Here is a 26203-nt window from a genome sequence, read left to right on the forward strand (position 1 = left end):
ATATGCAAGCCGGTTTGTATTCGGCGCGAGAGCTGATCGCGCTCGGTGTCGCCGAACCGTCGACCGTCATCGGTCTGATCGCCCGCGGCGAACTCGAAGTCGCCGGAGCGATCGAGGTCAACCGAGGACAGAACGCTCTCGCCGGGTTCCGGCTCGAGGACCTCGAAGAAGCTCTCGACCGACCCGGTCGCTGAGCACAACGAAAGGGGAAACCACCAGAATGACCTGTAAACACCACCGAGGCGTCTACGTCGACGCTCGTACCGAGATCGCTCCGATGGAGATCGTCTTGAACGGGAACCGGATAGCGACTGCTGAGCTTCCGGTCGATCCCGACGACTTCGCCGCGTCGGTCGCCGAAGGGCTCCGCGCGGTCGCCGACGAACTCGACGAGATGGATCTCGACTGATGTCGGTCTGTCTAGTCGACGTCTGCGAGGACCCGGCGAAGGTTCGCGGGTACTGCCGGCCGCACTACTCGCGACTACGCAGCACCGGGGATCTCGACGTCGTCCAAGAGAAGAAGCTCGACCACGAAGAGGTCTGCGAAGTCGACGGATGCCGCGGCAAGTACTTCTGCTGCATCGACATCGACGGAGTCGAGACGGATCTCTGCCAGAAGCATTACCGGCGCGTCCGCCGCACCGGGACGACATCGCCGAGACCGCCGAAGACGTGTTCGGTCGACGGATGCGACCGCAAGCACTCGGGACGCGGGTACTGCGCTACCCACCTCCGCCGGTGGAAAGCCCACGGTGACCCGCTGATCGTCGCCGAGACCGCGTCGGAGAAGTTCGGACCCGATCACCCGCGATGGGTCGGTGATACCGCGTCGTACGACACCGCGCACCAGCGCGTGCGGGCGCAGCGCGGACCGGCGTCGGACTACGCGTGCGACTACTGCGGAGGTCCGGCGTACTCGTGGGCGTACGACTACGCCGACCCCGACGAGAAGATCGCCGGCCCCGGGAAGGCCGAGGGATCTCCGTATTCGCTCGACGTGAACCACTACATGCCGATGTGCATCCGCTGCCACAACCGACACGACGTGAACACCCGCCGATTCGCTCCGCTGGTCGTCCTCGTCGACCGAGAGGAACTGAACGTATGACCGAACCGACCCAGAAGGTATCCGCCGCCGACGCGCTCCGAGGCGCACTCGGGTTGTCGACCGACGCCGATGCCGCCGGATCGTCGGACCCGATCGTCCGAGCCGCTGAGCTACAGAACGAGTACGGCGCTCAGAGCCGTTCTGAGCCGACGGAATCGGAACCGCTACCGCTGAACGGGAACCGGGTTATCGACGCGGTCTCAGCCGCTCTCAGGGGCGATACGTCGGCCCCGATGTCGACGTCGACGGCTCAACTCGTCCGGAGCCTCGTCGAGCCGGACCCGACCGTCGGACGCTCCGAATAGGTGCAGCGGAGCCGGGTCCGGAGGACCCTCCGGTAACCCGACCCTGTCCAGTCCCACAACTGAATAGCCACCGCCACCACCACACCCAACGATAAGGGGAATCACTACATGGCACTTGACGCAACCATCACCGCTAACCAGACCTTCGACGCGTGGACCGACGCCGGGGTCAAGCTCTCGAAAGAGCTCGACAAGCTCCGCGCCGGTCTCGACGCGCTGAAATACGTCGACACCCGTCCGCCGGGACTCGCCGACGTCGAGATCACCGAGAAGAACGCCGAGCACGTCGTCCGCGAACGCGCTGCTCAACTCGTCCCGTCGATCGACATCGGCAACCAGTCGGCGATGAGTCGTGCGAAGCGCGAGATCCAACAGAACTACGCGGTCCGCGCGTTGCGCGGTCTCGCCGCGACCGTCGACGACGCCGTCGACCAGTTGACTCCGGCGTTCGACGACGCGGCAGCGCGGTACGTCGACGCGGTCAACCGTCTGCCCGTCGGCGTGACGAACGACGACATCGTCCGGATCGGTGATCCCGACGTTCTCGCCGCGCTCAACGACGCGAAGCGAGCCGCCGCCGAACTCGCCGGGTACCAGGCGTTCATCGTGTCGTTGTCGGATCTCCCCGGCGTCGGCGGGTTGGCTCCGGTACATTTGCGGATCACCGCACCGTCGGCGGCGAAACAGTTCTGGAAGCTCGCCGACGGACGGCTCGCAGCGGGACGCGGGATGTCCGAAGTCGAGAAGAGCTTGAATCCGGTGTGGCTGACCGCGGCACGCGAAGGTATCGGCTTCCGGATGCTGACGCCGAAGGCCGCTGGGGATCTCGTCGACGAGCTCGAAGCGAGCCGCGTCCGCGGATACGCCGGCACCGGGACAGAGGCACCGGGGATGCCGATCACTCTTCGGTGAGCACCGGAGATCGGTACCGGGAACATGTGCTGTCTCGGTACGCCGACGCCGATCCCGACGTCCTCGACGAGGCGTGCGACCTACTCGACCGTATCGCTCGAGAAGCGCGCGAACACCCCGACGCTCATCCGTTGATCGTCGAGGGTCTCATGACCGACTTCCGGGTCTGCCAGTGGCGACTCGGGATGAAGGTCGATTAGGAACAACAACCAGACGTGAGCCGGACCTCTTCGGGGGTCCGGCGTCTCGTCGTATCAGATAGGAGCCACCCTGTGGCACAAGGTAAAGAGGTCGGGCGCGTATCCGTACGCGTCATGCCCGACACGAGTCATTTCCGGCGCGACACAGATCGGTCGCTGAAGCGGGCGACCAAGGGACTCAAGGTCAAAGTCCCGGTGAAACTGAAGACGAAGAATCTTCGAGCCGACATGGAGAAAGCGACCGCCGGTCTCGACGACAAGGTCAAAGTCAAGGTCGGTGTCAGTTCGCAGCACACCCGCGCGAGCCTCCGCGCGTTGGCCGCTGAACTCCGGCTTATCGCCCGCCGCGAGAAGGTCGAGATCCCCGTCGAGATCGACCAGAAGACCTCGCGTGACGCTATCGGCGGTATGTCGCGGATGAGTCAACAGCTCTCGCGGATGCGAGGAGCCGCCGACGGAGCGTCGCGGTCGTTCCGCGGTCTCGGCGGTTCCGGCGGGTCGATGGGTCTGATCGCGGTCGCCGTCGCGGCGTTGATAGCTCCGCTGACCGGTCTGGTCTCGTCGCTGCTCGCGGGTCTGCCGTCGTTGCTCGGCGCGGTCGGTGCCGCCGCCGGCGTGACCTACCTCGGTTTCGACGGGATCAAGAAAGCCGCCGAGGCGTTGAATCCTGTTCTCGATCATCTCAAGACGTCGATCTCCGGTGTGTTCGAACGCGGTCTGACGAGTCAGTTCGAAGCGTTCTCGAAGACGCTCGGGAAGATGGAACCGTCGCTGTCCAGGATCGCCGAAGGGATGCTCGACGTCTCCGGCGCATTCTTCAAGGTCGTCAACTCGCAAGCGGGTATGTCGGCTATGCGCGGGATTCTCGACAACACCGCTACGCTCATGACCCGTCTCGCTCCCGGCGTCGAGACGCTGACGTCGGGGTTCCTGAAACTCGCCTCCGAAGGGTCCGCGGCGTTCGGCTACCTCGCCGACGCTTTCGGCACGTTCGCCAACGGGTTTGGTGCGGTCGTCGACCGGCTGGCCTCGTCCGGGGCTCTCGATTCCGCTATGAAGGGACTCTCCGAGGTCGTCACCGGTCTCGGTAACGCGTTCAACACGTTGTTCGAGTCCGGCGTGAAGGTCATGGGTTCGATGGGTGGCCCGATTCGCTCGACCATCGAAGGGCTCGCGAACTCGCTAGCCGCCGCGATGCCCGGTCTCGCCGCGTTCTCGAACGCGATCCTCAAGACAGCCGGCTCGTTCCTCAACGCGCTCGCGCCCGCGATCGAGAAGATGCAACCGGCGCTCGTGAAGTTCTACGACTCGATGGGCAACCTCTGGAGCGGTCTCGCTACGAAGATGGCTCCGGTCCTCACCGAGGTAGCCGGGATTCTCTCCGACTCTCTGCTGTCTGTGATGAACCAACTTGCTCCGGTGCTTCCGCAGATCGTCGAAGGGTTCGGTCAGATGGCTACCGCGTTCGCGGGAGCTCTCGCCGACAACGCTCCGAAGATCGCCGACTCGATGGCGAAGCTCGGTATCGCTCTCGGAGATGCCGCGGTGAAGCTCGCTCCGCTGATGCCGCAACTCGTGCAGATGGCGGTCAATCTGATCCCGAAGCTCGTAGCCGTCATGCCACAGTTGGTCGACTCGTTCGTCAACTTCTCGACTAACGCGCTACCGCAGATCACGACAGGGATCATCACCCTCGCACCGTATGTCTTGACGATCCTCAACGGGTTCACTCAGTGGGTCGGCGTCGTCGCACAGGTCACCGGCGTACTCGGTGGTCTCCAGCCGGTCATGTCCGGAGTGGTCTCGTTGTTCAAGATCATCCTCGGACCGCTAGGTTCTGCGATCAACATCTTCAAGATCACGGCTACTCAGGTCGGGATCCTCAAGGGAGCGTTCTCGAATGCGGGGAACGTCATCTCGGGTGTGATCGACACCTTGTCGAACGCGTTCGACAAGTTCAAAGAAGCCGTGTCCGTGAGTCTCGATGCGGTGAAGCAGATCGTCACCGACACAAAGGACAAGATCGTCAGTACGTTCTCGTCCATCGACCTGACGGCTATCGGCGCTCAGATCATGCAAGGGTTGCTCAACGGCCTGAAGTCTGTTCCGGTACTCGGGACGGTTATCTCTATCGCCGGCGGCATCAAGAACGCGTTCAAGAGCGTTCTCGGTATCCACTCCCCGTCGAAGGTCTTCCACGGCTACGGCATGAACATCGTCCAAGGTCTCACCAACGGACTATCGAACACGACGCCGGTCGAGAACGCGACGAAGAAGCTCGCCGATTCGGTGAAAAAGACGTGGGACGACACGATCTCCCAGGATCTCATCGCCTCGGGGAAGTCGATCGCACAGGCACCGTTCCAGACCCTCGCATCCGATCTCGGGTTCTCGTCGTCGGGTGTCGTCGGTTCGCTTATCTCCCAGTTCATCAACGGATCGGTCACCCCGAACCCGAAGGAGCAGGAGGGGTCCGGAGCGACGTACATCGTCAAGGACATCGACGAGGCGAAGCGCAAAGAGGATCTCGAGAAGAAGAAGAAGTCACTCCAGTTCAAGAAGAGGTGACTTTCCGACGGCGTCGTCCGGCTCAATCGACGAGTCGGGCGGCGTCGCCGGTCCCGTCCCAGTCCAGCGGGACGCGGACGTGTGTCCTCATCGCGTTACTGCGCTCGTACTTGAACACCGACAAGACGATGCCGGAGGATAAGAGTAACCTCCGGCGTTGTTCGGTGTCGCGGTCTCGCCATTCGTCGGCGTACGTCCGTCCGGTCGGGATCGTCTCGTACCGCGCAGCGCGTGCGGGCATCTGTTCTAGCTCCGCGACGCGGTCGTCTACAGCTCGTAGTTGGCTCTCGTAGCGCTCCCGTGCGGCGTTCGACCTCGCGGTCGCATACATCCTCGTGAGGTCGTCTAGAGCGCGCTGAGCGTCTGCTAGGTCTCGTTCGTGTGACTCCGCTGGGATGAACCGACGCTCGGTGACCTCGCGGTCGCCGTGCTGCTCTAGGAACTCGGTTTCGAGTAGCTGCTCTAGTTCCGCCGCTCGTACTTGTCCTCCGTGGTTCTCGGGACAGACGTAGTAGCGGGTGACCGCGTCGGTTCCGTCGGCTCTCGTCCACCGCTGCGCTTTGTGGTGCATGTTCGCGTCGCATTCGTCGCAGCGGACGACGCCGAGCAACGGGGATTGAGTCCGTCGGGTCGGGTCGAGCGGCTTCGACCGTTCGGCAAGATGTGCTTGTAGTCGTTCGAACTCGTCGGCGGTGAGAAGCTCCGGACCTTTGCGGACAGGTCGTCCTGCGTCGTCGCGGACGATCTCGTCCCGGTGCATCGCGAAACCGAGAAGCGATGGAGACGTGAGTATGTCGTGCAGCGTCCCGCGTCGCCACGCCGCACCGGTCGGCGGATTCTTCGGGTTGCCGTTGCGGACTCGGACGACGTCGGCGGGTGTCGGGATACCTCGGTCGGTCAGGTCCTCGGCTATCGACCCGACGGAGTCGCCGGAGACGACGCGGTCGAATACCTCGCGGACGATCCGAGCGGTATCGGCGTCGTGGACAAGGGTCTTGTGTCCGTCGTCCAGTCTGATCGCTTTGTAACCGTAGGGTGGTCTGCCTCCGGTCCAGTAGCCGTCGTGGCGCAGCTTCCGGCGGGAGTCGATGACGCGCTCTCTGATCGCTTCGAGTTCGCCTTCGGCGAGTCCGGCGATGACGTTCGCGACCAATCGACCGACCCACGTCGACAGGTCGATATTGTCTGCGACGCACACGAGAGTCTTGTCGTGTTCGCGGCAGAAGCCGAAGAGCTTGTTGAGCCGGATCGAGTTACGTCCGAGTCTGTCGAGCTTCCACGCGGCGATGACGTCGTACTCGTCGATCTTCTCGGGGTCGGTGAGCCACGGTCCGAACGCCGGCGAGTCGAACGCGTCGACCGAGCCGGAGACCTCCTCGTCGACGGCCCAACCGACGACTGTGTGGTCGTGGGCGTCTGCCCAGTTCTGGACTATCTCGCGTTGTCGCTCAATCGAAGTGGACTCTTCGCGGACTCGGGAGATCCGGAGTCGACCGAGGACTCGTAAGCCGGTTTGGTTGCTGTCGGAGATGGACATATGTAGATTGTAAGTCGCGTCCGGTTCGTGTTGGCGAACCGCACGTCTCGGTAGGGGCGGAAGATCTTTGCCGCACCGAACTCGTCGGCGAGCGCGTCGGTGAGCGCACGCATCGGCTCCGCGACAGCCGTACGGTAGACCTCCTTGTTCGCCTCCCAGAAGGACTTGGTGTTGTCCATCTCGAGGTCGTCGTAGAAGTCGAGCGCGGCTTCGGGAAAGCCCTCGAAGGTCATGCGGTGAGTGTATCGACGCCCCGACTACGCGCCTGCCAGCTCCCGATCCTCACCCACGGCCAGCACTTCCAGCGGTGTCCCGGTCAGCGAATCTGCGCCGAGGAACATGTCCGTCGTGGCCTTGCCGGTGTCGCTGAGCATGACGTCGTGGATCGCGATGCTGAGTTGGGGCGCCACGGCCCGCACGAAGTCGATGGCCTGTTCGGTGGAGATCCACGGACCGCTGACCGGGAGCAACAGCGTCTGGATCGGTCGGCCCGGATTCAGGTAGGCGTCACCCGGATGGAAGACGCTGTGATCGATCAGGAACCCGACGTTGTCGACGAGAGGGATCTCGGGATGGATCACCGCATGGTCGGCGACGAACGTCTCGACCGAGAAACCCGCGATGTCGAAAGACTCCCCGGTTGAGACGGGGTGAACGCGACTGGCGACCTCCGACAACGAACGGGCGATCGAGGCCGGGCCATACAGGTGGAGTTCTTCGCGCTCCTTCATCGCGGCCACGATCTTCTCGGCGTCGAAGTGGTCGAAATGCTCATGCGTGATCAGCACAGCGTCGGCGTCGGCCAACAGGTCGGCGGCGTTCGGGGTGAACGCGCCCGGATCGATCAGTAGCGTCTTGTCGTCTTTGGCCAGGGTGACGGTGGCGTGGGTGTATTTGGTGAGACGCATGAGACCTCCGGAGCACAATGCGGGCGCAGTTGAGTACCGTCCAACCGTACGCCTCGGGGTGTGGATGTCGATTCGGACAATGCCGACGGCGCAAGGGGACTCGACGTTGTCGGGAAGCGGCCACGTGCGTGGGCGAGGTCCCGCGAGCAGCGCCATGTACGCAGGTTCACTACGCGGCTTCAGTGCCCATGCGATCTGCCGTTCGGCCGACAAGAAAGGCCGGGGCCTCCGTCTCTGGTATCGCCGCCACCCCCGGTGAGATCACGGTCTGGACGAGACTTCCCGGAGCCACGTCGTCGCCCGCGGAACTACCCTCGAGTGCTCACAAAAATGGTTCTGAACTGCGATTATCGGATCGACGACAGTGCTCTCGAAGACTTTCGGATGGCTATCGAGGTGTGCGGGCCAGGGTCGACTGGGCACGGGACACGTTCACTCAAAACCGTTGACTGAGTGCACCCTGCCAGTAGTGTGGTAGATATCACACAGGTCTTGGAGGGAGCGCCATGGCAACGGCCGAGATGAAGGAACTCCACCGCAGCATCGGAGTGCTGCGGCATCACATCGTCACGCTGAAGGCGCAGTACGGGGATGTCGATGCCGTCCGTCGCATGACCAACGACCTCGATCGCCTCGAGATCGACCTGCACGATTTCGAACACGCGCCACCACCGGTGATTCGACCTCCGGTGAACAAGGACGACGTGATCTATGTACCCGACAGCAAATCAGACGAGTCGGCGTGGCTCGGTGCGCAAGACGAAGGACTGGGCTTCCACTCGCGTGAGCGTACGAAGTGAGCGCCCCCGCGGCTGAGCGGGATGCTACCGGGGTTTCTTCTCCGGGTCGGGCGCGCATCACGGCGCGCACTCTTCGAGTCGACAGGTGGTGGCTCTCGCCACTCCTGACCGCGCTCGGTCTGCTGGCGTTTGTCGTCTACGCGACGGTGCGCTCCTTTGTCCGCAGCGCATACTGGGTGGCGGACTATCACTATCTGACACCCTTCTACTCGCCCTGCCTCAGCGATTCGTGTGTACCGGGGTCGAGCCATTTCGGGACTCCGTTCCCGGAACTCCCGATGTGGATTCCACTCGGGTTCGTCGTCCTTCCGTTTCTCCTCGGCTTCCGGGTGACGTGCTACTACTACCGCAAGGCCTATTACCGCTCGATCTGGTTTTCTCCGCCGGCGTGCGCAGTGGCCGAGCCGCACGGTCGGTACACGGGGGAGACCCGCCTCCCGCTGATCATCCAGAATGCGCACCGCTACTTCTTCTATGTGGCAGTGGTTGTTTCGCTGATCAACACCTACGACGCCGTCATCGCTTTCCATGGCAAGGGCGGGGGATTCGGCTTCGGACTGGGTAACGTGGTCCTGCTGGTGAACGTGATCCTGCTGTGGACCTACACGGTGTCCTGTCATTCGTGCCGGCATGTCACCGGTGGTCGGCTCAAGCACTTTTCGGCACATCCGGTGAGATACCGGATGTGGACCGTGGTCTCGAAGCTGAACACCCGTCACATGCAATTCGCCTGGATCACGCTCGGCACACTGGTGCTCACCGATTTCTACATCATGCTGGTTGCCAGCAACACGATCTCGGACCTGAGATTTGTGGGCTGATCCACCGTCCTGTGCGCGATGCCTGTTGCACAAACGATTTGACCTTGGGGGTACCCGCTAGATGACCGAAACCGAACGCCACCAGTACGACGTTGTAGTGATCGGTGCCGGTGGGGCCGGTCTGCGTGCGGTCATCGAGGCGCGTGAGAAGGGCTATTCCGTCGCCGTCGTGTGCAAGTCGCTGTTCGGCAAGGCGCACACAGTGATGGCCGAGGGTGGTTGTGCCGCGTCGATGGGTAATGCCAACGCCAAGGACAATTGGCAGACGCATTTCAAGGACACCATGCGCGGCGGCAAGTTCCTGAACAACTGGCGGATGGCCGAACTGCACGCCAAGGAAGCACCAGACCGGGTCTGGGAGCTGGAAACCTACGGAGCGCTGTTCGATCGGACCGCGGACGGCCGAATAGCCCAGCGCAACTTCGGTGGTCACACCTACCCGAGACTCGCACACGTCGGCGACCGGACCGGGCTCGAGCTGATCAGGACCATGCAGCAGAAGATCGTCTCGCTGCAGCAGGAGGACTACGCGGCCACCGGCGATTACGAGGCGCGCATCAAGGTCTTCGCCGAATGCACCATCACCGAGCTGCTCAAGGACGGTGATGCAATCGCGGGCGCGTTCGGGTACTGGCGTGAGTCCGGCCGCTTCGTTCTGTTCGAAGCACCTGCGGTGGTGTTGGCGACCGGTGGGATCGGCAAGTCGTTCAAGGTGACGTCCAACTCGTGGGAGTACACCGGGGACGGTCACGCACTTGCGTTGCGGGCCGGCGCAAGCCTGATCAACATGGAGTTCGTCCAGTTCCATCCGACCGGGATGATCTGGCCCCCAAGCGTCAAGGGCATCCTGGTGACCGAGGGGGTCCGCGGCGACGGTGGTGTGCTGAAGAACGCCGACGGCAAACGGTTCATGTTCGACTACATCCCGCCGGTGTTCAAGGGCCAATACGCCGAGTCCGAAGACGAAGCCGACAAGTGGCTCGCCGACAACGACAGTGCCCGGCGGACACCGGATCTGCTGCCGCGCGACGAGGTTGCGCGCGCCATCAACGAGGAGGTCAAGGCCGGACGCGGCACCGAACACGGTGGCGTCTACCTCGACATCGCCTCGCGGATGCCGGCCGACGAGATCATCCGACGGCTGCCGTCGATGCACCACCAGTTCAAAGAACTGGCCGACGTGGACATCACCGCCGAGCCGATGGAGGTCGGCCCGACATGTCATTACGTGATGGGTGGCATCGAAGTGGATCCGGACACCGGGGCGGCGCGTGTGCCCGGGTTGTTCGCGGCGGGTGAATGCTCAGGTGGCATGCACGGCTCGAACCGCTTGGGCGGCAACTCGTTGTCCGACCTGTTGGTGTTCGGGAGGCGCGCCGGACTTGGTGCGGCGTCGTACATCGAATCGCTGAGCAACCGCCCCAGGGTGTCCGCCGACGACGTCGATCGCGCTGCGGCGTTTGCTTTGGCGCCGTTCGAATCCGCGTCGGGCGGCAAGCCGGAAAACCCGTATACCCTGCACACCGACCTGCAGCAATCCATGAACGACCTCGTTGGCATCATCCGGAAAGAAGCGGAGGTGGCCGAGGCGATCAGCGTGCTCGAGGACATCCGTGCCAGACTGCCCGGGATGCAGGTTGAGGGACACCGGCAGTTCAACCCGGGCTGGCACCTGGCCGTGGATCTGCGAAACATGCTGCTGGTCTGTGAATGTGTGGCCAAAGCGGCGTTGATGCGCACGGAGAGCCGCGGTGGCCACACGCGTGACGACCACCCCGAAATGGATCCGGACTGGCGAAACACATTGCTGGTCTGCACCGCCGACGTCGGTGACCGGTCGGCGGTGCCGTCGGTGACGGTGGCGAAAGAAGAGCAGACCCCGATGCGTCCGGATCTGCTGGAGCTTTTCGATTTCGCCGAGATCGAGAAGTACTACACGGCCGGTGAGATCGCCGGGCATCCCGATTCCGGGGGCAGCAAGGAGAACTGACATGGGCTACGACGCGAAGTTCCGGGTGTGGCGCGGAGACACCGATGACGGTGACCTTCAGGACTACACCGTGCTCGTCAACGAAGGTGAGGTGGTGCTCGACATCATCCACCGCCTACAGGCGACCCAGGCTCCCGACCTGGCGGTTCGCTGGAACTGCAAGGCGGGCAAATGCGGGTCGTGCTCAGCAGAGGTCAACGGCCGTCCGAAGCTGCTGTGTATGACCCGCATGTCGACGTTCACCGAAGACGAGGTCATCACCGTGACGCCGATGCGGACGTTCCCGGTGATCCGTGACCTGGTCACCGACGTGTCGTTCAACTATGCGAAAGCCCGTGAGATCCAGTCGTTTACACCCTCAGATGGCCTGAAGGCCGGCGAGTACCGGATGAAGCAGGTCGACGTGCAGCGGTCGCAGGAGTTCCGCAAGTGCATCGAGTGCTTTCTCTGCCAGGACACCTGTCATGTGGTCCGCGACCACGAGGAGAACAAGCAGAGCTTCGCCGGTCCTCGTTTCCTGATGCGAGTCGCCGAGCTCGACATGCATCCCCTCGACGTCGCCGAGCGACGTGATTCCGCCCAGGCGGACCACGGTTTGGGGCTGTGCAACATCACCAAGTGCTGTACGGACGTGTGCCCCGAGAACATCAAGATCACCGACAACGCACTGATCCCGATGAAGGAGCGGGTCGTGGATCGCCACTACGACCCCTTGGTGTGGTTGGGGAACAAGCTCTTCCGTCGGTAGGTGAACGCGCTCGGCCGGTCTCGGCCCGCCCCGTTCCTGTTGCTGTCCATCCGCGCCGAGGAGGAGGCGGCCGTGGACGAGTATCGGTCGGTGCTGCGGCTCGGTGGGCTCGCCTGCGACGAGCTTCGCTCGATCAACGTGACCCGTCGCCGCTTGGGTCCCGTCGACCTCGGTGCGTGGTCGGGCGTCATCCTCGGCGGTGGGCCCTACAACGTCAGCGACCCGGCGCATTCCAAGTCCGCGACACAGTTGCGGGCGGAAACGGAGTTGTCGGAGCTGGTGGGCCGGATCGTCTCCGCCGACTACCCGTTTCTCGGCTGTTGCTACGGCGTGGGAGCGGTCGGGTCGGTGATCGGTGCGGAGATCGACCGCACCCACGGTGAGCCGGTGGGGGCGGTGACCGTCACCTTGACCGCGACCGGTCGTGTCGATCCGCTCTTCGCGGATCTGCCCGACACGTTCGACGCATACGGTGGCCACAAAGAAGCGGTGCGCCGGCTACCCGGGCACGTCGTGCCCCTCGCCTCGTCGCCGACGTGCCCGGTTCAGGCCTTCCGGGTCGGAGCAAACGTCTATGCCACCCAGTTCCATCCGGAACTCGACGCCGAGAGCCTCTGTACGCGCATCGATGTGTACCGGGACTTCGGCTACTTCGATCCGGCGGAGGCGCGATCGCTGCAGGAGGCTGCTCGAGCGACCGATGCGCGGCATCCGGCAGCCATCCTGCGGCGCTTCGTGGAGCGCTATCGACGCTGATCGGATGTCGGTGCGGTCTCGGCTCAGCCTGCCCACGACGCGACTGCACAACGGTTAAGTTGGGTGGGCAGATCGCCCGAAGAAAGAGTTCAGCGTGGTGGAACCACACGACTTCGCTCTGATCGCAGCCATTCTGGCCATCGCGGCGGTCGCGGGCCTGGTGGCGACCAAGCTGCGACAGCCGATGATCGTCGCCTTCATCGGTGTCGGCATCCTGGTGGGCCCGACCGGTACCGGATGGGTGGTCGCCAACGAGACCATCGAGCTACTGGCCCGACTCGGCATCGCCATCCTGCTGTTCCTGGTGGGCTTGCGCCTCGACATGAACCTGATCCGGACCACTGGCCCGGTGGCTCTCATCACCGGCATCGGGCAGGTGGTGCTCACCGGGGGTCTCGGCTACCTGCTCGCGATCGCATTCGGCACGAGCGCCGTTGCGGCGTTCTACATCTCACTGGCCGTGACGTTCTCCTCCACCATCATCATCGTCAAACTCCTCTCCGACACCCGGGAGATCGAACAACTTCACGGACGGATCGCCGTCGGACTGCTGATCGTGCAGGACCTCGTCGTGGTGGTCGTGATGATCGCGATCAATGCGTTCGGTCAGGACACCGATGACGCCATGGCGGTGAGCATGGCGCTGGTGCTGGTCAAGGGCATCGGCCTGATCGTCGGCGTGGGACTGGTGATGCGCTTCGTCCTGCCGTGGTTGCTGCATCAGGTGGCACGGTCGCAGGAGCTGCTGGTGCTCTTCGGCGTCGCCTACGCGATCGCGCTGGCCGCGGCCACCGAGGCGTTGGGTTTCAGTTCGGAGGTCGGCGCCTTCCTGGCCGGGGTGTCGTTGGCGGCCACCCCTTACCGCGACGCGCTCGGCGCGCGGTTGGTGAGTCTGCGCGACTTCATGTTGCTGTTCTTCTTCCTCGACCTCGGAGCGGGACTGAACTTCGCCGATGCCTCGGGACACATCGCGGAAGTGGTGGTGTTGTCGCTGTTCGTCCTCGTCGGGAAACCACTCATCATCATGATCTTGATGGTGATTCAGCGTTATCCGCCGCAGGTGACGTTCATGACCGGCCTGCCGCTCGGACAGATATCGGAGTTCTCGCTGATCCTGGCGGCCCTCGGCCTCGGTCTGGGCCACATCTCCGACACCACCTCCAGCGTCATCACGGTCGTCGCGCTGGTCACCATCGGTGGTTCGACCTATCTGATCCTCTTCTCGCATCAGCTCTACCGGCGGCTGGAACCACTGCTGTCCAGGTTCGACCGGTCCGCCAGCCGACGCGCGACGGCGTCCGAGGCCGACGAAGTCGCCGTGGACGCGATTCTGTACGGGCTCGGACGCTTCGGCCGGCACATCGCCGACGAGTTCAGCGCTGCCGGCCACCAGGTGCTCGCCGTCGATTTCGATCCGCAACGTCTGGCGACAAATGCGCGTCCGGGGGTGAGATCGGTCTACGGAAGTGCCTCGGACCTCCATTTCCTCGAGACGCTGCCGCTGTCACGTTCGCGGTTCATCATCAGCACCATCCCGACGATGGATGCCAATTTCGCGCTGCTGCATGCCCTGCGGCATCACAAGTATCACGGACATGTGGTCGTGACTGCGCACCATCCACACGATGCAGAGAGACTCCGCGCCGCCGGGGCCGACATCGTGCTGGAACCTTTTTCACTTGCGGCGGAGGCAACCATCGACATCCTCGACCACATGATCGCCGGCTCCCGCGACGACGACGGTGACGAGAACTCGACGACCGAGTGAGGTGGTTCGCCGGCCGGGAACACGCGGGTCACCTCGCCGCGCCCGCCAACCTGCGGGGTGACCTTCGCCCGACGCGCCGATGAGCATGTGCCGCAGCGGCATAGCCGCACCGATCGTCGGGATCCGGGAGACTCCCCGCGGGCTGAATGTCTTGGGTGACATCCTGGTCGCGTTTGCCCCGGTTTCGAGCGGTGCGACTTCGACCCCGCTTGGGGTTTGTGCTGGTAGGCGGTGTTCGTGGTGCCCTCGGTGAGACTCGAACTCACACTGGACGGGTTTTGAATCCGTTGCCTCTGCCAATTGGGCTACGAGGGCATCTGCCGCGAGTCGACGTGGTGCGACTGCCGCGACAATCCACTTTAGATGATCGGCCGAGCGACCGGCCAACCGGTACGCTGCTCGCATCGGCGCATGCAGGTCAGCGCTGGTAGTGGCTGATTCGAAGCGGAGGAGGGATGGTGACGGTGGCAGACAGGGCTGCGGATCGGACCGGCGAACAGATGACAACCCATCGGGTGCTCGTCGCCGAGGACGACTCGTTGATCCGGATGGATCTCATCGAGATGCTCCGTGAAGAGGGCTACGAGGTGGTCGGGGAGGCCCCGAACGGACAGGTCGCCGTCGAGCTGACCGAGAGCCTGAGGCCGGACCTGGTGATCATGGACGTGAAGATGCCGGTGCGTGATGGCATCGACGCGGCGTCCGAGATCGCACAGAAGAAGTTGGCGGCGGTGGTGATGCTGACCGCGTTCAGCCAGCGTGAGTTCATCGAAAAGGCGCGTGACGCCGGTGCGATGGCCTATCTGGTCAAACCGTTCACCAAGGCCGATCTCGTGCCGGCGATCGAGGTGGCGGTGAGCCGCTACAACGAGGTGGCCGCGCTGGAGAAAGAAGTCGCCACGATCGCCGACCGTCTGGAGACGCGCAAACTGGTCGAACGCGCGAAGGGGCTTCTGATGGAAAAGCAGGCGCTCTCAGAGCCGGAGGCGTTCAAGTGGATTCAGCGAGCCGCCATGGACCGCCGCACGACGATGAAGGCCGTCGCTCAGGTGGTCGTCGAGACGCTCGGCGCCGACAGCTGACACGTGCAGGACTCGCGCCGTTAAATCTGTGAAAACACGCCGAGCGCCGTCATGGACGTTTGACCCCAATCCATCGCGGGCGCCGTGGTTTCGGACTATGTTTTCTCAAGGTCTCCTCAGCAGATCTCTTGGCACCGACGATCGGCCTCGACAGTCGACGTCCACGCCGGGTGGGTGGGAAGTGAAGAGGTAAGAGTATGCATCGTCGTGTGGCGACAGGTGCTCTCGCGCTGGCGATGGCGAGTGTGCTCGCCGTGTCAGCGTGTAGCAGCAAATCCAGCGACTCCGGGACCGAATCCGGTTCCAGCGGTTCGGCCGGCGCGAGTACTGGTCTCGAGATCGCGCCCCTGGCCCAGATCGACACCCAGGGCAATGAGGTCCAGGGCGCCTCGGAGTCGGCAGCACTCAATCCGGCCGGCGACGGCCAGGCACAGTGTCCCGGGTCGACGATCGCGATGGCGGGCGCTCTGACCGGTGCGGACGCCGCACTCGGCATCAACATCAAGAACGGCGCGCAACTCGCGGTCGACCAGCACAACAAAGCCAACCCGAATTGCCAGATCGAACTCAAGACCTTCGACACCGAGGGCGATCCCCAGAAGGCCACCCAGGTCGCACCCCAGATCGTCAACGACGAAGACATCGTCGGACTGATCGGCCCCGCCTTCTCCGGCGAGACGAAGGCGACCGGGGGAATCTTCAACCAGGCGGGTCTCGTCGCGACGACTGCGTCCGCCACCAACCCGACGCTCACCGACAACGGCTGGAAGACCTTCTTCCGCGGTCTCGCCAACGACGACGTGCAGGGCCCGGCGGTCGCGAAGTATCTGACCGGCACGATGGGCAAGAAGAAGGTCTGTGTCATCAAGGACGACACCGACTATGGAGTCGGACTGGCCAAGGCGATGACCCAGTCCTTGGGGTCGGCCGCTGACGCCTCCTGCTCCGGGGACGTGAAGAAGGGTGACCGCGAGTTCTCGGCGATCATCTCGAAGGTCACCGCCGCCAATCCGGACGCTGTCTTCTACTCCGGCTACTACGCGGAGGCCGCTCCGCTGGCCCAGCAGCTGAAAACCGCGGGCTCGCAGGCGACCTTCGTCTCCGGTGACGGCGCCAACGATCCGCAGTTCACCGCCCAGGCGGGTGACAGTGCCAAGGGCGCAGTCCTGTCGTGCCCGTGCGGTCCGGCGCCGTCGCAGTTCAAGAAGGATTATCAGGCGGCCTTCAACCAGGCGCCCGGCGTCTATTCGGTCGAGGCCTACGACCTCGCGTCGATCCTGATGAAGGGGATCAACGAGGGCAAGCGCACTCGCCCCCAACTGTTGTCGTTCGTTCGCAGCTACAAGGGCCCGGGCCTGGCGCGCGAGTACCAGTGGAGTCCCACCGGCGAGCTCACGTCTTCGCTCATCTGGGTCTACGACGTCAAGTAAGGCGCAATCATCACGGTGCGTCCGGGCACACCAGCCCGGACGCACCGTGGTCTCTGGGGGATTCTCTCGTGGCTGAAAGGCACGCATGATCGTGTACTCGATGGCCGAGGCGGCGTCGGTGGCAGCGACCATCAACTTCGATCTCGGCGCTCTCCAGAACGGGTTCTGGGGGCTGACGATCGAGGGGCTCACGTACGGTGCGATCTATGCACTCGTCGCGGTGGGGTACACCCTCGTCTACGGCGTACTGCGCCTGATCAACTTCGCGCACTCCGAAGTCTTCATGCTCGGCATGTTCGGCCAATACATCGGCCTGTTGTTGCTCGGTTTCACCCCGTCGGGGAACACCTACTCCGAGGGCACGGTCATGACCGTTCTCTACCTGCTCCTGGCAGGGCTGTGCGGCATGGCCGTATCGGGTGGTGCGGCAGTCGGTCTGGAGTTCGTGGCCTACCGTCCGCTGCGCAAGCGCAGGGCGAAGCCTCTCGCCTTCCTGATCACGGCGATCGGTATGTCGTTCGTGCTGCAGGAGTTCGTGCACTACGTGCTGCCGAAGCTGCCGATCGATCCGCCGCTGGGTGGCTCGAGCGCGCAACCGACGATCAGACTGGTACAGCCTGTCAAGGAATTCAGCATCTTCGGGGCGCCCGTCTACAACCTGACGTTGATCATCATCATCTCGGCTCTGGTACTGGCTCTCGGTACCGACTACTTGATCAACCGCACGCGCCTCGGCCGCGGAATCCAGTCGGTCGCCCAGGATCCCGACGCCGCGTTGCTGATGGGTGTGTCGCGCGAGCGCATCATCATGGTCACCTTCCTCATCGGTGGCCTGCTCGCGGGCGCGGCAGCGTTGCTCTACACGCTGCGCGTCCCCACGAACATCGTGTACTACGGCGGTTTCATCCTCGGGATCAAGGCGTTCTGCGCCGCGGTCCTCGGCGGCATCGGCAACGTTCGGGGTGCGCTGCTCGGCGGACTTCTGCTCGGGGTCATGGAAAACTATGGATCGGTGGTGCTCGGCAACCAGTGGCGGGACGTCGTCGCCTTCGTCCTGCTGATCCTGGTGCTGATGTTCCGCCCGACGGGCATCCTCGGTGAGAAGCTCGGGAAGGCACGGGTATGACGACTCAGCAGCCCGCAGGCGCCACGGTGCCCGACGACCCGAACGCGCCCCCACCTCGTGGTGTCGGCGACGCGATCCGTACGTGGTGGAACGGTTTACCCCGCGTCATGCAATGGCTCGTCGGGGTGCCTGCGATCATCGTGATCGGCCTGCTCCCTGTGGTGAATCCGCCGCTGATCACCACCACGGCAACCGATTTCGGTGTGGTGATGGCGACCTTCGCGATGACCGCGCTGATCGCGATCGGCCTGAACGTGGTGGTCGGCCAGACCGGCCTGCTGGATCTCGGGTACGTGGGTTTCTATGCGGTCGGCGCCTACGTCGTCGCGCTGATGACCAGCCCGGCGAGCCCACTGTGGGACAGTGCCGACCACGGGATCTTCTCGGGTCCGTGGGCGTGGCTGGCCTGTGTGCCGTTGGCGATCGTCATCACCGGTCTCACCGGCGTCATCCTCGGCACCCCGACGCTGCGCGTCCGCGGTGACTATCTCGCGATCGTCACCCTCGGGTTCGGTGAGATCGTGCGACTCCTCGCCGACAATCTGGGCGACGTCACCAATGGGGCATCGGGCCTGCAGGGAGTGCTGTTCCCCGAACTCGGCACCTCGGACAAACACCCGGCCGGTGTGTTCTCCAGCGCCAACAACGCGGACACGCTCAACTACGGCGTCTGGTGGTACTGGCTCGGCATCGCCTTGGTCATCCTCGTCCTGATCATCATCGGCAATCTGGAACGCAGCCGCGTCGGCCGGTCGTGGGTGGCGATCCGGGAAGACGAGGACGCCGCCGAGATCATGGGGGTGCCGACGTTCAAGTACAAACTCTGGGCGTTCGTCATCGGCGCCGGGATCGGCGGACTCTCGGGTGCGGTGTACGCCGGTCAGGTCCAGTACGTCGACCCCAAGGCCTTCACCGTCATCAACTCGATGTTGTTCCTGTGCGCGGTGGTGCTCGGTGGACAGGGCAACAAGCTCGGCGTGATCGCCGGGGCGTTCCTGGTCGTCTATCTGCCCGCGCGAGTTCAGGGCGTCGAGATCGGTGGTCAGTCGCTGAGCGAGTTCAAGTATCTGTTCTTCGGGGTCGCACTCGTGGTGCTGATGATCTTCCGGCCGCAGGGCCTGTTCCCTGCTCGAGCGCGGTTGATCACGTTCGGTCGGCGTATCTACGGAGCCGTGAAACGTGCGCCCGGTGGCGGGCCGACCCGTGGTGAGGAGGTGAAGGCGTGAGCAGGGATCACGAGCCGGGCGACAATTCGGGTGCCGGCAGCGTCCCGGACCATGACGAACAGATAGCGGAGGCCGTCGCCGATCCATCTGCCACCGCCATCGTCGATCCGGCGGCCATCGATCCTGACCTCGCCGATCCCGAAGCGGTTGCCGAGGCCGTCGCGCCCCAACGAGATATCGCCACCGCGACGGGCGAACCGCTGCTCGAGGTCAGTGGCCTGACCGTCGAGTTCGGTGGCCTCGCCGCCCTCGACGACGTCACCTTCGACATCAAGCGTGGCGAGATCCTCGGCCTGATCGGCCCGAACGGCGCAGGCAAGACCACCTGCTTCAACGCGATCACCGGGGTCTATCGACCGACCCGCGGCACCGTTGTCTTCGATGGTGCGCCGCTCGGGAAGATCAAGCAGCACAAGATCACCCGCCGTGGCATCGCCCGCACGTTCCAGAACGTGCGGCTGTGGGGAGAGATGACCGCCCTCGAGAACGTCTGCGTCGGCACCGACGCGCGGCACAAGACCTCGGTGGTCGGTGGCATCTTCCGAACCCCACGTCACTACCGAGAGGAACGCGACGCGGTCGACCGCGGCATGGCCTTGCTCGAGTTCGTGGGCATCGGGCCCAGAGCAGCAGAGAAGGCGTCGAACCTGCCCTACGGCGACCAGCGACGACTCGAGATCGCCCGGGCGATGGCGACCGAACCCAAGCTGCTGTGTCTCGACGAGCCGGCCGCCGGATTCAATCCGAGCGAGAAGACCGCACTGATGGGCCTGATCCAGAAGATCCGCGACGACGGATACACCGTGCTCCTCATCGAGCACGACATGCGCCTTGTGATGGGGGTGACCGACCGTATCGTCGTCCTGGAGTTCGGTCGCAAGATCGCGGACGGGACGCCGCGAGAAGTCCGCGACAACCCGGCCGTCGTGGCCGCATACCTGGGAGTTCCCGATGACGAAACCGTCTGACCCCGAGCCGCCGCGGAACACCGCCGACGGATCGTCGACCCCGGTCCTCGAATTGCGCGATGTGGTGATCCACTACGGACGAATCCGTGCACTGCACGGCATCTCCCTGAATGTCGGTGCCGGGGAACTGGTCACGCTGCTCGGTGCCAACGGCGCAGGGAAGTCGACCACGATGCGCGGCATCTCGGGACTCAATCGCCTCACCGAGGGGGACATCCTCTTCGACGGCGAGTCCATCGCCGGTCTGGCGGCGCACGAGCGGGTCAAGCGTGGCATCATCCAGGTGCCCGAGGGGCGCCGGATCTTTCCCGGGATGACCGTGCTCGAGAACCTCGACATGGGTTGTTACGGCCGCAAGTTCGGGTCAAAGGCGGCCTACCAGGAGTCGCTCGAGCACGTATTCACGCTTTTCCCGAGACTCGGCGAGCGCCGCAAGCAGTTCGGCGGGACCATGTCCGGCGGTGAGCAGCAGATGCTCGCGATCGGGCGTGCACTGATGGCACGGCCCAAATTGCTGTTGCTCGACGAACCGTCGATGGGGTTGGCGCCCATGGTGATCCAGCAGATCTTCCGGATAATCGCGAAGATCAACTCCGAGGGCACAACCATTCTGCTCGTCGAGCAGAATGCGCAGCAGGCTCTGAGCCGGTCGACGCGGGGCTACATCCTGGAGACGGGTGCGATCACAAAAGAGGGTGCGGGCAAGGACCTGCTGGTCGACGACGCGGTTCGTGAGGCATACCTGGGTGTCGCCTGACGGTGTCGCCTGACGATGTCGCGTAGCGCCGGTGTCGCACACTGCCGGTGACCGGTCCAGATCGTCTACGCTCGGCGCATGCCGGCCATCGCAGTGACCTCGAGCCGAGATCTCGACCTGGTGAGTTCGCTCCTCGCTCAAGCATTCGTCGACGATCCCGTCATCCGCTGGTTGCAGCCGGACTCCCGTCATCACAAGCAGATCTTCCGCACGCTGGTCCGTTGGGTGCACGGCGAGGATGCATCGATCGATCTGGCCCTGCGGGACGGAGTGCCGATCGGCGCGGCCGTGTGGGATGCACCCGGACACAAGATCTCGCCCACCCGGCAGATCGGATCGATGGTGGGGTTCGTCCGAGCCCTGGGCGGCCGGATGCGCTATGGCGCGCTGCTGGAGCAGGAGTTCACCAAGCTACGGCCCAAGGAACCGCATTGGTACCTGGGGCAGGTGGGGGCGACGGTGAAGGGTGTGGGCATCGGCAGCGCACTGCTCGCCGCGGGTATCGATCGGGTCGACGCGCCGGCGTATCTGGAGAGTTCCAACGAGGCGAACATCCCACTCTATGAGCGATATGGGTTCGAGGTCACCACCGAGATCACTCTTCCCGAGGGTGGACCGACGGTGTGGCCGATGTATCGGCGGGGTTGAACCTGGCGAAACGGCCGACACCGGAGGCGGCCGGCCCTAATCTCGTGAGATGGCGGGTATCTCGGTCGTCGCGTCCTCGGACAAGAAGCTGATCACCACCCTGCTCGCGCAGGCGTTCGTGGAGGACCCGGTGATCCGGTGGATGCTGCCCGATCGCGGCAAGGATCATCTGTTCTTCCAGGCGATGCTGACCACCGGCCACGGACGGGACAGTGGACGCGACGTGGCCATGCTCGACGGAACCGCGGTGGGCGCATCGGTGTGGGATCCGCCGGGATTCGCCGTCCGCAAGGTCGACGAGATGCGTGGCATCGCCGGCTTCATCTGTGCGCTCGGCAAGCGTGCGTCCTACGGCCAGGAACTCGACGAGCTGTGCGCCGAGTACCGGCCGAACCAACCGTACTGGTATCTGCCGTTGATCGGCGCAACGGTCCAGGGGCAGGGCGTCGGCACCAGCATGCTGCACGCCCGGCTCGACGGGATGGCCGGGGCGGTGCATCTCGAAGCGTCCAACGAGGCAAACGTCCCGCTCTATGAACGGTTCGGTTTCGAGGTCATCGGCGAGATCGACCTGCCGCACGGCGGGCCGAAGCTGTGGCCCATGCGGCGACCGGGCTGACACCTCCTCGAACTGTCGGGTCGGGTCATTAGACTCCCTGGGGTGAGTCCCGCGAAGAGTTCGACAGCGCCCGCGACGAAACCGGCAGGCAAGGACGGGCAGCCGCTCCTGATGCTGCTCGACGGACATTCGTTGGCCTACCGCGCCTTCTTCGCGTTACCGGCGGAGAATTTCAAGACCGCGACCGGTCAGACGACCAACGCCGTCTACGGGTTCACGTCGATGCTGATCAATCTGCTGCGTGACGAGGAGCCCACCCATATCGCCGCGGCCTTCGACGTGTCACGCAAGACGTTCCGGTCGGAGATGTTCCCGGAGTACAAGGCGCAGCGGTCGAAGTCTCCGGACGAGTTCAACGGCCAGGTCGACCTCACCAAGGAGGTGCTCGATGCGCTCGGGGTCCCGGTGATGGCGATCGAGGGTTACGAGGCCGACGACATCATCGCGACCCTGGCGACCCAGGCCGAGGCCCAGGGCTACAAGGTGCTGGTGGTGACCGGTGACCGGGACTCGCTGCAGCTCGTCGACGACAGCGTCACCGTGCTCTACCCGCGTAAGGGCGTCTCCGACCTGACCCGGTTCACTCCCGAGGAGGTCGAGAAGAAGTATGGTCTGACGCCGGTGCAGTACCCCGACTATGCGGCGCTCCGCGGCGATCCGAGCGACAACCTGCCCGGCATCCCCGGTGTCGGAGAGAAGACCGCGTCGAAGTGGATTCGCGAATACGGGTCGCTCGCATCCCTGGTCGACCACGTCGACGAGGTGAAGGGCAAGGTCGGTGACGCGTTGCGTGCCCACCTGGCCTCGGTGCAGACCAACCGGCAGCTCACCGAACTGGTGCGTGACATGCAGCTCCCCGCCGGGCCGGATGAACTGGCGATGGTCGGTTGGGACCGTGACCGCATCCACCGGCTCTTCGACGACCTCGAGTTCCGGGTTCTCCGTGACCGTTTGTTCTCGACGTTGAGTTCCGTTGAGCCAGAAGCAGAATCGGGATTCGAACTCGACGGGACCATACTCGGGGCAGGGGAGGTGCGTGCGTGGCTGGACGAGCACACCGCGACCGGACGTAGCGGTGTGGCGGTCACGTCACCGCGTCAGGTGATCGGCGCGGACGCCACCGGGATCGCGATCGCCGCTGCCGACGGGACGTCGGCCTACCTGGATGTGACCGGACTCGACGCCGACGACGAGGTGGCGCTGGGTGCCTGGCTCGCGGACACCGATCGGCCCAAGGCGCTGCACGAGGTGAAGTGGGCGATCCACGCCGTACGGGCCCGTGGCTGGACGTTGACAGGTGTCACCAGCGACACCTCGCTGGCCGCCTATCTCGTTCGTCCCGGGCAGCGCACGTTCAACCTCGACGACCTCACGCTGCGCTACCTGCGTCGCGAACTCCGCGACGACACCGCACCCGACGACGGACAGATGTCGCTGCTCGACGAGGACGCCGGAGATGCGAAGCATGCCGAGCATCAGATGCTGGAGGCGCGGGCGGTCGCCGAACTCGCCGACACCCTGGACACCGAGCTCGAGCGGATCGACTCGAAGCCGCTGCTCACCGAGATGGAACTGCCTCTGCTGTTCGTGCTCGCCCAGCTCGAGGCGGCCGGCATCGCGGTAGACGTCGATCACTTCGGGGAGTTGGAAAGTGACTTCGCCCAGCGCATCCGCACTGCCGCGGATGCCGCATACGACGTGATCGGCGAGCAGATCAATCTCGGTTCGCCGAAGCAGCTGCAGACGGTGCTGTTCGACAAGCTCGACATGCCGAAGACGAAGAAGACCAAGACCGGCTACACCACCGATGCCGACGCGTTGCAGGGTCTGTACGAGAAGACCGAACATCCCTTCCTCGCGCATCTGCTCGAGCACCGGGACGCGACACGCCTGAAGGTCACCGTGGACGGCCTTCTCAAATCCGTGGCCGACGACGGGCGGGTGCACACGACGTTCAACCAGACCGTCGCGGCGACCGGCAGGTTGTCGTCGACCGAACCCAACCTGCAGAACATCCCGGTTCGCACCGAGGCGGGCCGTCAGATTCGCAAGGGCTTCATCGTCGGCACCCAGTCCGAGGGACCGGGCTTCGACTGCCTGATGACCGCGGACTACAGCCAGATCGAGATGCGCATCATGGCCCATCTGTCCGAAGATGCCGGACTGATCGAGGCCTTCAACACGGGCGAGGACCTCCACAATTTCGTGGGGTCCCGCGCATTCGGCGTACCTATCGACGCGGTCACCACGGAGATGCGCCACCGGGTCAAGGCGATGTCCTACGGACTCGCATACGGACTCAGCGCATTCGGACTCGCAGCGCAGCTGAAGATCAGCCGCGACGAGGCGAAAGAGCAGATGGAGGCGTACTTCGCGAGGTTCGGGGGCGTCCGCGACTACCTGCACGACGTGGTCGCCGAGGCACGGCGCAACGAATATACCGCGACGCTCTTCGGGCGGCGCCGGTATCTCCCGGATCTCAACAGTGACAACTGGCAGCGACGGCAGTCGGCGGAACGGATGGCACTCAACGCTCCCATCCAGGGCACCGCCGCCGACATCATCAAGGTTGCGATGATCAACGTCTACGGACGTCTCGAGCGTGAGCAACTCCGGTCCCGCATGCTCCTGCAGGTCCACGACGAACTGGTCGTCGAGGTCGCCGCCGGGGAGCGCGACGCTGTCGAGGCCGTGGTCCGTGAGGAGATGGGCAGCGCGATCACCTTGTCCGTCCCGTTGGAGGTCTCGGTCGGGTTCGGGCGCTCATGGGACGACGCGGCACACTGATGTTGCGTATCGGGGTGTTGACCGGCGACGGCATCGGACCCGAGATCGTGCCGGCTGCCATTGCGGTCGCCGGCGCTGCCGCAAGGGCCGAGGACATCGAGGTGGAGTGGGTCGAGCTGCCTTTCGGGCGCAGCGCGATCGACAGTCACGGCGATCCTGTTCCCGGTGAGACCTTGTGCGCCCTCGACGATCTCGACGTCTGGGTGATGGGGCCGCACGACTCCGCGAGCTATCCGGCACCGCACTCCGAACGAACGCCCGGAGCGGTGATCCGGACCCGGTACGGACTGTTCGCGAACCTTCGCCCGGCCCGTGCCTTTCCCGGCGTCCGCGCCACCGCGCGGGACATCGACGTGCTGATCGTCCGGGAGAACACCGAGGGTTTGTACGCGGACCGCAACATGTTCGCCGGCACCGGCGAGTTCATGCCGACGCCGGACGTGGCGCTCGCGGTCGGGATGATCACGCGACAGGCATCCGAGCGGATCGCACGCGTGGCTTTCGAGGCGGCCCGCGAACGATCATCACACGTGACCATCGTGCACAAGGCGAACGTTCTGCGGCTCACCACCGGACTGTTCCGTGACGTGTGCCGCGAGGTGGCCGCGGAGTTCCCGGACGTCGTCGCGGACGAACAGCACGTTGACGCGATGGCGGCGCACCTCGTCCGGCGTCCCTCCGATTTCGACGTGGTCGTCACCGAGAATCTGTTCGGCGACATCCTTTCCGATCTCGCGGGCGAGCTGGCCGGCTCGCTGGGTCTCGCCGCGTCGGTGAATTGTTCGGAAACCAAGGTGATGGCGCAGGCCACGCACGGCGCCGCTCCCGACATCGCCGGCCGCGGGCTCGCGAATCCGGCTGCCATCATCATGTCGACGGCCATGGCGGTGCGTCGACACGGAGAGGCGACATCCGATGGTGGACTGATCGCGACGGCGGGACGGATGGAGGCGGCGGTCGCCGACACGCTCGCGCAGTCGACGGCAACTGCGGACCTCGGCGGCACCGCGACGACCCGTGGGTTCACCGATGCAGTACTCGAGCGGATCTGACAGGCGATCGGATGAGGAGGCCTGCCGTTCTGCCGGTCGAGTAGCTCAGGAGTGCGCGGGTGCGCCGTTCTGCGGGTCGTATCGA

25 protein-coding genes, 1 tRNA gene and 1 pseudogene are annotated in these 26203 nt (G+C 64.4%); 23 read left to right on the forward strand and 4 right to left on the reverse strand.

All coding sequences use genetic code 11. The features are described from left to right. Nucleotides 1-2: 2 nt before the first annotated feature. The 7 genes from GTV32_RS02725 to GTV32_RS02755 all read left to right on the forward strand — a co-directional run bounded on the left by GTV32_RS02725 (nt 3) and on the right by GTV32_RS02755 (nt 5095). Nucleotides 3-194, forward strand: coding sequence for a hypothetical protein (locus tag GTV32_RS02725; protein ID WP_161058835.1), 192 nt, complete (start codon nt 3-5; stop codon nt 192-194). 26 nt (nt 195-220) lie between these two features. Further along, nucleotides 221-409, forward strand: coding sequence for a hypothetical protein (locus tag GTV32_RS02730; protein WP_161058836.1), 189 nt, complete (start codon nt 221-223; stop codon nt 407-409). After that, a complete protein-coding gene (locus GTV32_RS02735; protein ID WP_161058837.1) occupies nt 409-1110 on the forward strand; it encodes a hypothetical protein in 702 nt (233 codons plus the stop codon). The genes GTV32_RS02730 and GTV32_RS02735 overlap by 1 nt, the downstream gene beginning before the upstream one ends. Next, the gene (locus GTV32_RS02740) at nt 1107-1415 is read left to right on the forward strand and encodes a hypothetical protein (RefSeq protein ID WP_161058838.1); all 309 of its coding nucleotides are present in this window, start codon (nt 1107-1109) and stop codon (nt 1413-1415) included. The genes GTV32_RS02735 and GTV32_RS02740 overlap by 4 nt, the downstream gene beginning before the upstream one ends. A 108-nt stretch (nt 1416-1523) precedes the next feature. After that, nucleotides 1524-2327 carry a hypothetical protein gene (locus tag GTV32_RS02745; protein WP_161058839.1) on the forward strand — a complete coding sequence of 268 codons (804 nt, stop codon included), beginning with the start codon at nt 1524-1526 and terminating at the stop codon, nt 2325-2327. After that, nucleotides 2324-2527 (forward strand): hypothetical protein, encoded by a 204-nt coding sequence (locus tag GTV32_RS02750; RefSeq protein WP_161058840.1) that lies wholly within the window; start codon nt 2324-2326, stop codon nt 2525-2527. The genes GTV32_RS02745 and GTV32_RS02750 overlap by 4 nt, the downstream gene beginning before the upstream one ends. Before the next feature lie 72 nt (nt 2528-2599). Then, entirely contained in the window at nt 2600-5095 is a 2496-nt protein-coding gene (locus GTV32_RS02755; RefSeq protein WP_161058841.1) for a hypothetical protein, read from the forward strand. Nucleotides 5096-5117: 22 nt separating this feature from the next. Here the strand turns inward: GTV32_RS02755 and GTV32_RS02760 are convergent, their stop codons facing one another. The 3 genes and pseudogenes from GTV32_RS02760 to GTV32_RS02770 form a co-directional block, all read right to left on the reverse strand. Next, entirely contained in the window at nt 5118-6632 is a 1515-nt protein-coding gene (locus tag GTV32_RS02760) for a recombinase family protein (RefSeq protein ID WP_161058842.1), read from the reverse strand. 32 nt (nt 6633-6664) lie between these two features. Then, nucleotides 6665-6865: pseudogene (locus GTV32_RS02765) on the reverse strand (DUF2461 family protein); the annotation flags it as partial. Between the two features lie 24 nt (nt 6866-6889). Continuing rightward, the gene (locus GTV32_RS02770; protein WP_161058843.1) at nt 6890-7540 is read right to left on the reverse strand and encodes an MBL fold metallo-hydrolase; all 651 of its coding nucleotides are present in this window, start codon (nt 7538-7540) and stop codon (nt 6890-6892) included. 506 nt (nt 7541-8046) lie between these two features. Between GTV32_RS02770 and GTV32_RS02775 the strand changes: the two genes are divergently transcribed. The 6 genes from GTV32_RS02775 to GTV32_RS02800 all read left to right on the forward strand — a co-directional run bounded on the left by GTV32_RS02775 (nt 8047) and on the right by GTV32_RS02800 (nt 14423). Continuing rightward, nucleotides 8047-8340: a hypothetical protein gene (locus tag GTV32_RS02775; protein ID WP_161058844.1), complete on the forward strand. Its 294-nt coding sequence runs from the start codon at nt 8047-8049 to the stop codon at nt 8338-8340. Then, nucleotides 8337-9161: a hypothetical protein gene (locus GTV32_RS02780; RefSeq protein WP_161058845.1), complete on the forward strand. Its 825-nt coding sequence runs from the start codon at nt 8337-8339 to the stop codon at nt 9159-9161. The genes GTV32_RS02775 and GTV32_RS02780 overlap by 4 nt, the downstream gene beginning before the upstream one ends. 61 nt (nt 9162-9222) lie before the next feature. After that, entirely contained in the window at nt 9223-11151 is a 1929-nt protein-coding gene (locus GTV32_RS02785; RefSeq protein WP_161058846.1) for a fumarate reductase/succinate dehydrogenase flavoprotein subunit, read from the forward strand. A gap of 1 nt (nt 11152) precedes the next feature. Next, nucleotides 11153-11899 carry a succinate dehydrogenase/fumarate reductase iron-sulfur subunit gene (locus tag GTV32_RS02790; protein ID WP_161058847.1) on the forward strand — a complete coding sequence of 249 codons (747 nt, stop codon included), beginning with the start codon at nt 11153-11155 and terminating at the stop codon, nt 11897-11899. Next, entirely contained in the window at nt 11900-12655 is a 756-nt protein-coding gene (locus GTV32_RS02795; protein WP_161058848.1) for a glutamine amidotransferase, read from the forward strand. 94 nt (nt 12656-12749) lie between these two features. After that, nucleotides 12750-14423, forward strand: a complete 1674-nt coding sequence (locus GTV32_RS02800; RefSeq protein WP_161058849.1) for a cation:proton antiporter — start codon at nt 12750-12752, stop codon at nt 14421-14423. Between the two features lie 238 nt (nt 14424-14661). Here GTV32_RS02800 and GTV32_RS02805 read toward each other — a convergent pair. Continuing rightward, nucleotides 14662-14738: transfer RNA gene (locus GTV32_RS02805), tRNA-Leu, on the reverse strand. A 140-nt stretch (nt 14739-14878) separates the two neighbouring features. Here GTV32_RS02805 and GTV32_RS02810 point away from each other — a divergent pair. From GTV32_RS02810 to GTV32_RS02855, 10 genes are all read left to right on the forward strand, one after another. Next, nucleotides 14879-15505, forward strand: coding sequence for a response regulator (locus GTV32_RS02810; protein WP_161058850.1), 627 nt, complete (start codon nt 14879-14881; stop codon nt 15503-15505). A 197-nt stretch (nt 15506-15702) separates the two neighbouring features. Next, nucleotides 15703-16935 carry a branched-chain amino acid ABC transporter substrate-binding protein gene (locus tag GTV32_RS02815; RefSeq protein WP_161058851.1) on the forward strand — a complete coding sequence of 411 codons (1233 nt, stop codon included), beginning with the start codon at nt 15703-15705 and terminating at the stop codon, nt 16933-16935. 85 nt (nt 16936-17020) lie between these two features. Further along, complete coding sequence (locus GTV32_RS02820) at nt 17021-18061, forward strand: branched-chain amino acid ABC transporter permease (protein WP_161058852.1); 1041 nt, start codon at nt 17021-17023, stop codon at nt 18059-18061. Next, nucleotides 18058-19287, forward strand: a complete 1230-nt coding sequence (locus GTV32_RS02825) for a branched-chain amino acid ABC transporter permease (protein ID WP_161058853.1) — start codon at nt 18058-18060, stop codon at nt 19285-19287. The genes GTV32_RS02820 and GTV32_RS02825 overlap by 4 nt, the downstream gene beginning before the upstream one ends. Next, nucleotides 19284-20255 carry an ABC transporter ATP-binding protein gene (locus GTV32_RS02830; protein ID WP_161058854.1) on the forward strand — a complete coding sequence of 324 codons (972 nt, stop codon included), beginning with the start codon at nt 19284-19286 and terminating at the stop codon, nt 20253-20255. The genes GTV32_RS02825 and GTV32_RS02830 overlap by 4 nt, the downstream gene beginning before the upstream one ends. Further along, nucleotides 20239-21012: an ABC transporter ATP-binding protein gene (locus GTV32_RS02835; protein ID WP_161058855.1), complete on the forward strand. Its 774-nt coding sequence runs from the start codon at nt 20239-20241 to the stop codon at nt 21010-21012. The genes GTV32_RS02830 and GTV32_RS02835 overlap by 17 nt, the downstream gene beginning before the upstream one ends. Before the next feature lie 78 nt (nt 21013-21090). Beyond that, the gene (locus GTV32_RS02840) at nt 21091-21660 is read left to right on the forward strand and encodes a GNAT family N-acetyltransferase (RefSeq protein WP_161058856.1); all 570 of its coding nucleotides are present in this window, start codon (nt 21091-21093) and stop codon (nt 21658-21660) included. A gap of 49 nt (nt 21661-21709) precedes the next feature. Beyond that, nucleotides 21710-22279: a GNAT family N-acetyltransferase gene (locus GTV32_RS02845; RefSeq protein ID WP_161058857.1), complete on the forward strand. Its 570-nt coding sequence runs from the start codon at nt 21710-21712 to the stop codon at nt 22277-22279. A gap of 42 nt (nt 22280-22321) precedes the next feature. Next, nucleotides 22322-25066: a DNA polymerase I gene (polA, locus tag GTV32_RS02850; protein WP_161058858.1), complete on the forward strand. Its 2745-nt coding sequence runs from the start codon at nt 22322-22324 to the stop codon at nt 25064-25066. Continuing rightward, nucleotides 25066-26118, forward strand: coding sequence for an isocitrate/isopropylmalate family dehydrogenase (locus GTV32_RS02855; protein WP_161062299.1), 1053 nt, complete (start codon nt 25066-25068; stop codon nt 26116-26118). Before polA ends, GTV32_RS02855 begins: the two co-directional genes overlap by 1 nt. The last annotated feature ends 85 nt before the right edge of the window (nt 26119-26203 follow it).

Origin of the sequence: Gordonia sp. SID5947 (genome assembly GCF_009862785.1) — a bacterium.
GTDB lineage: Bacteria > Actinomycetota > Actinomycetes > Mycobacteriales > Mycobacteriaceae > Gordonia.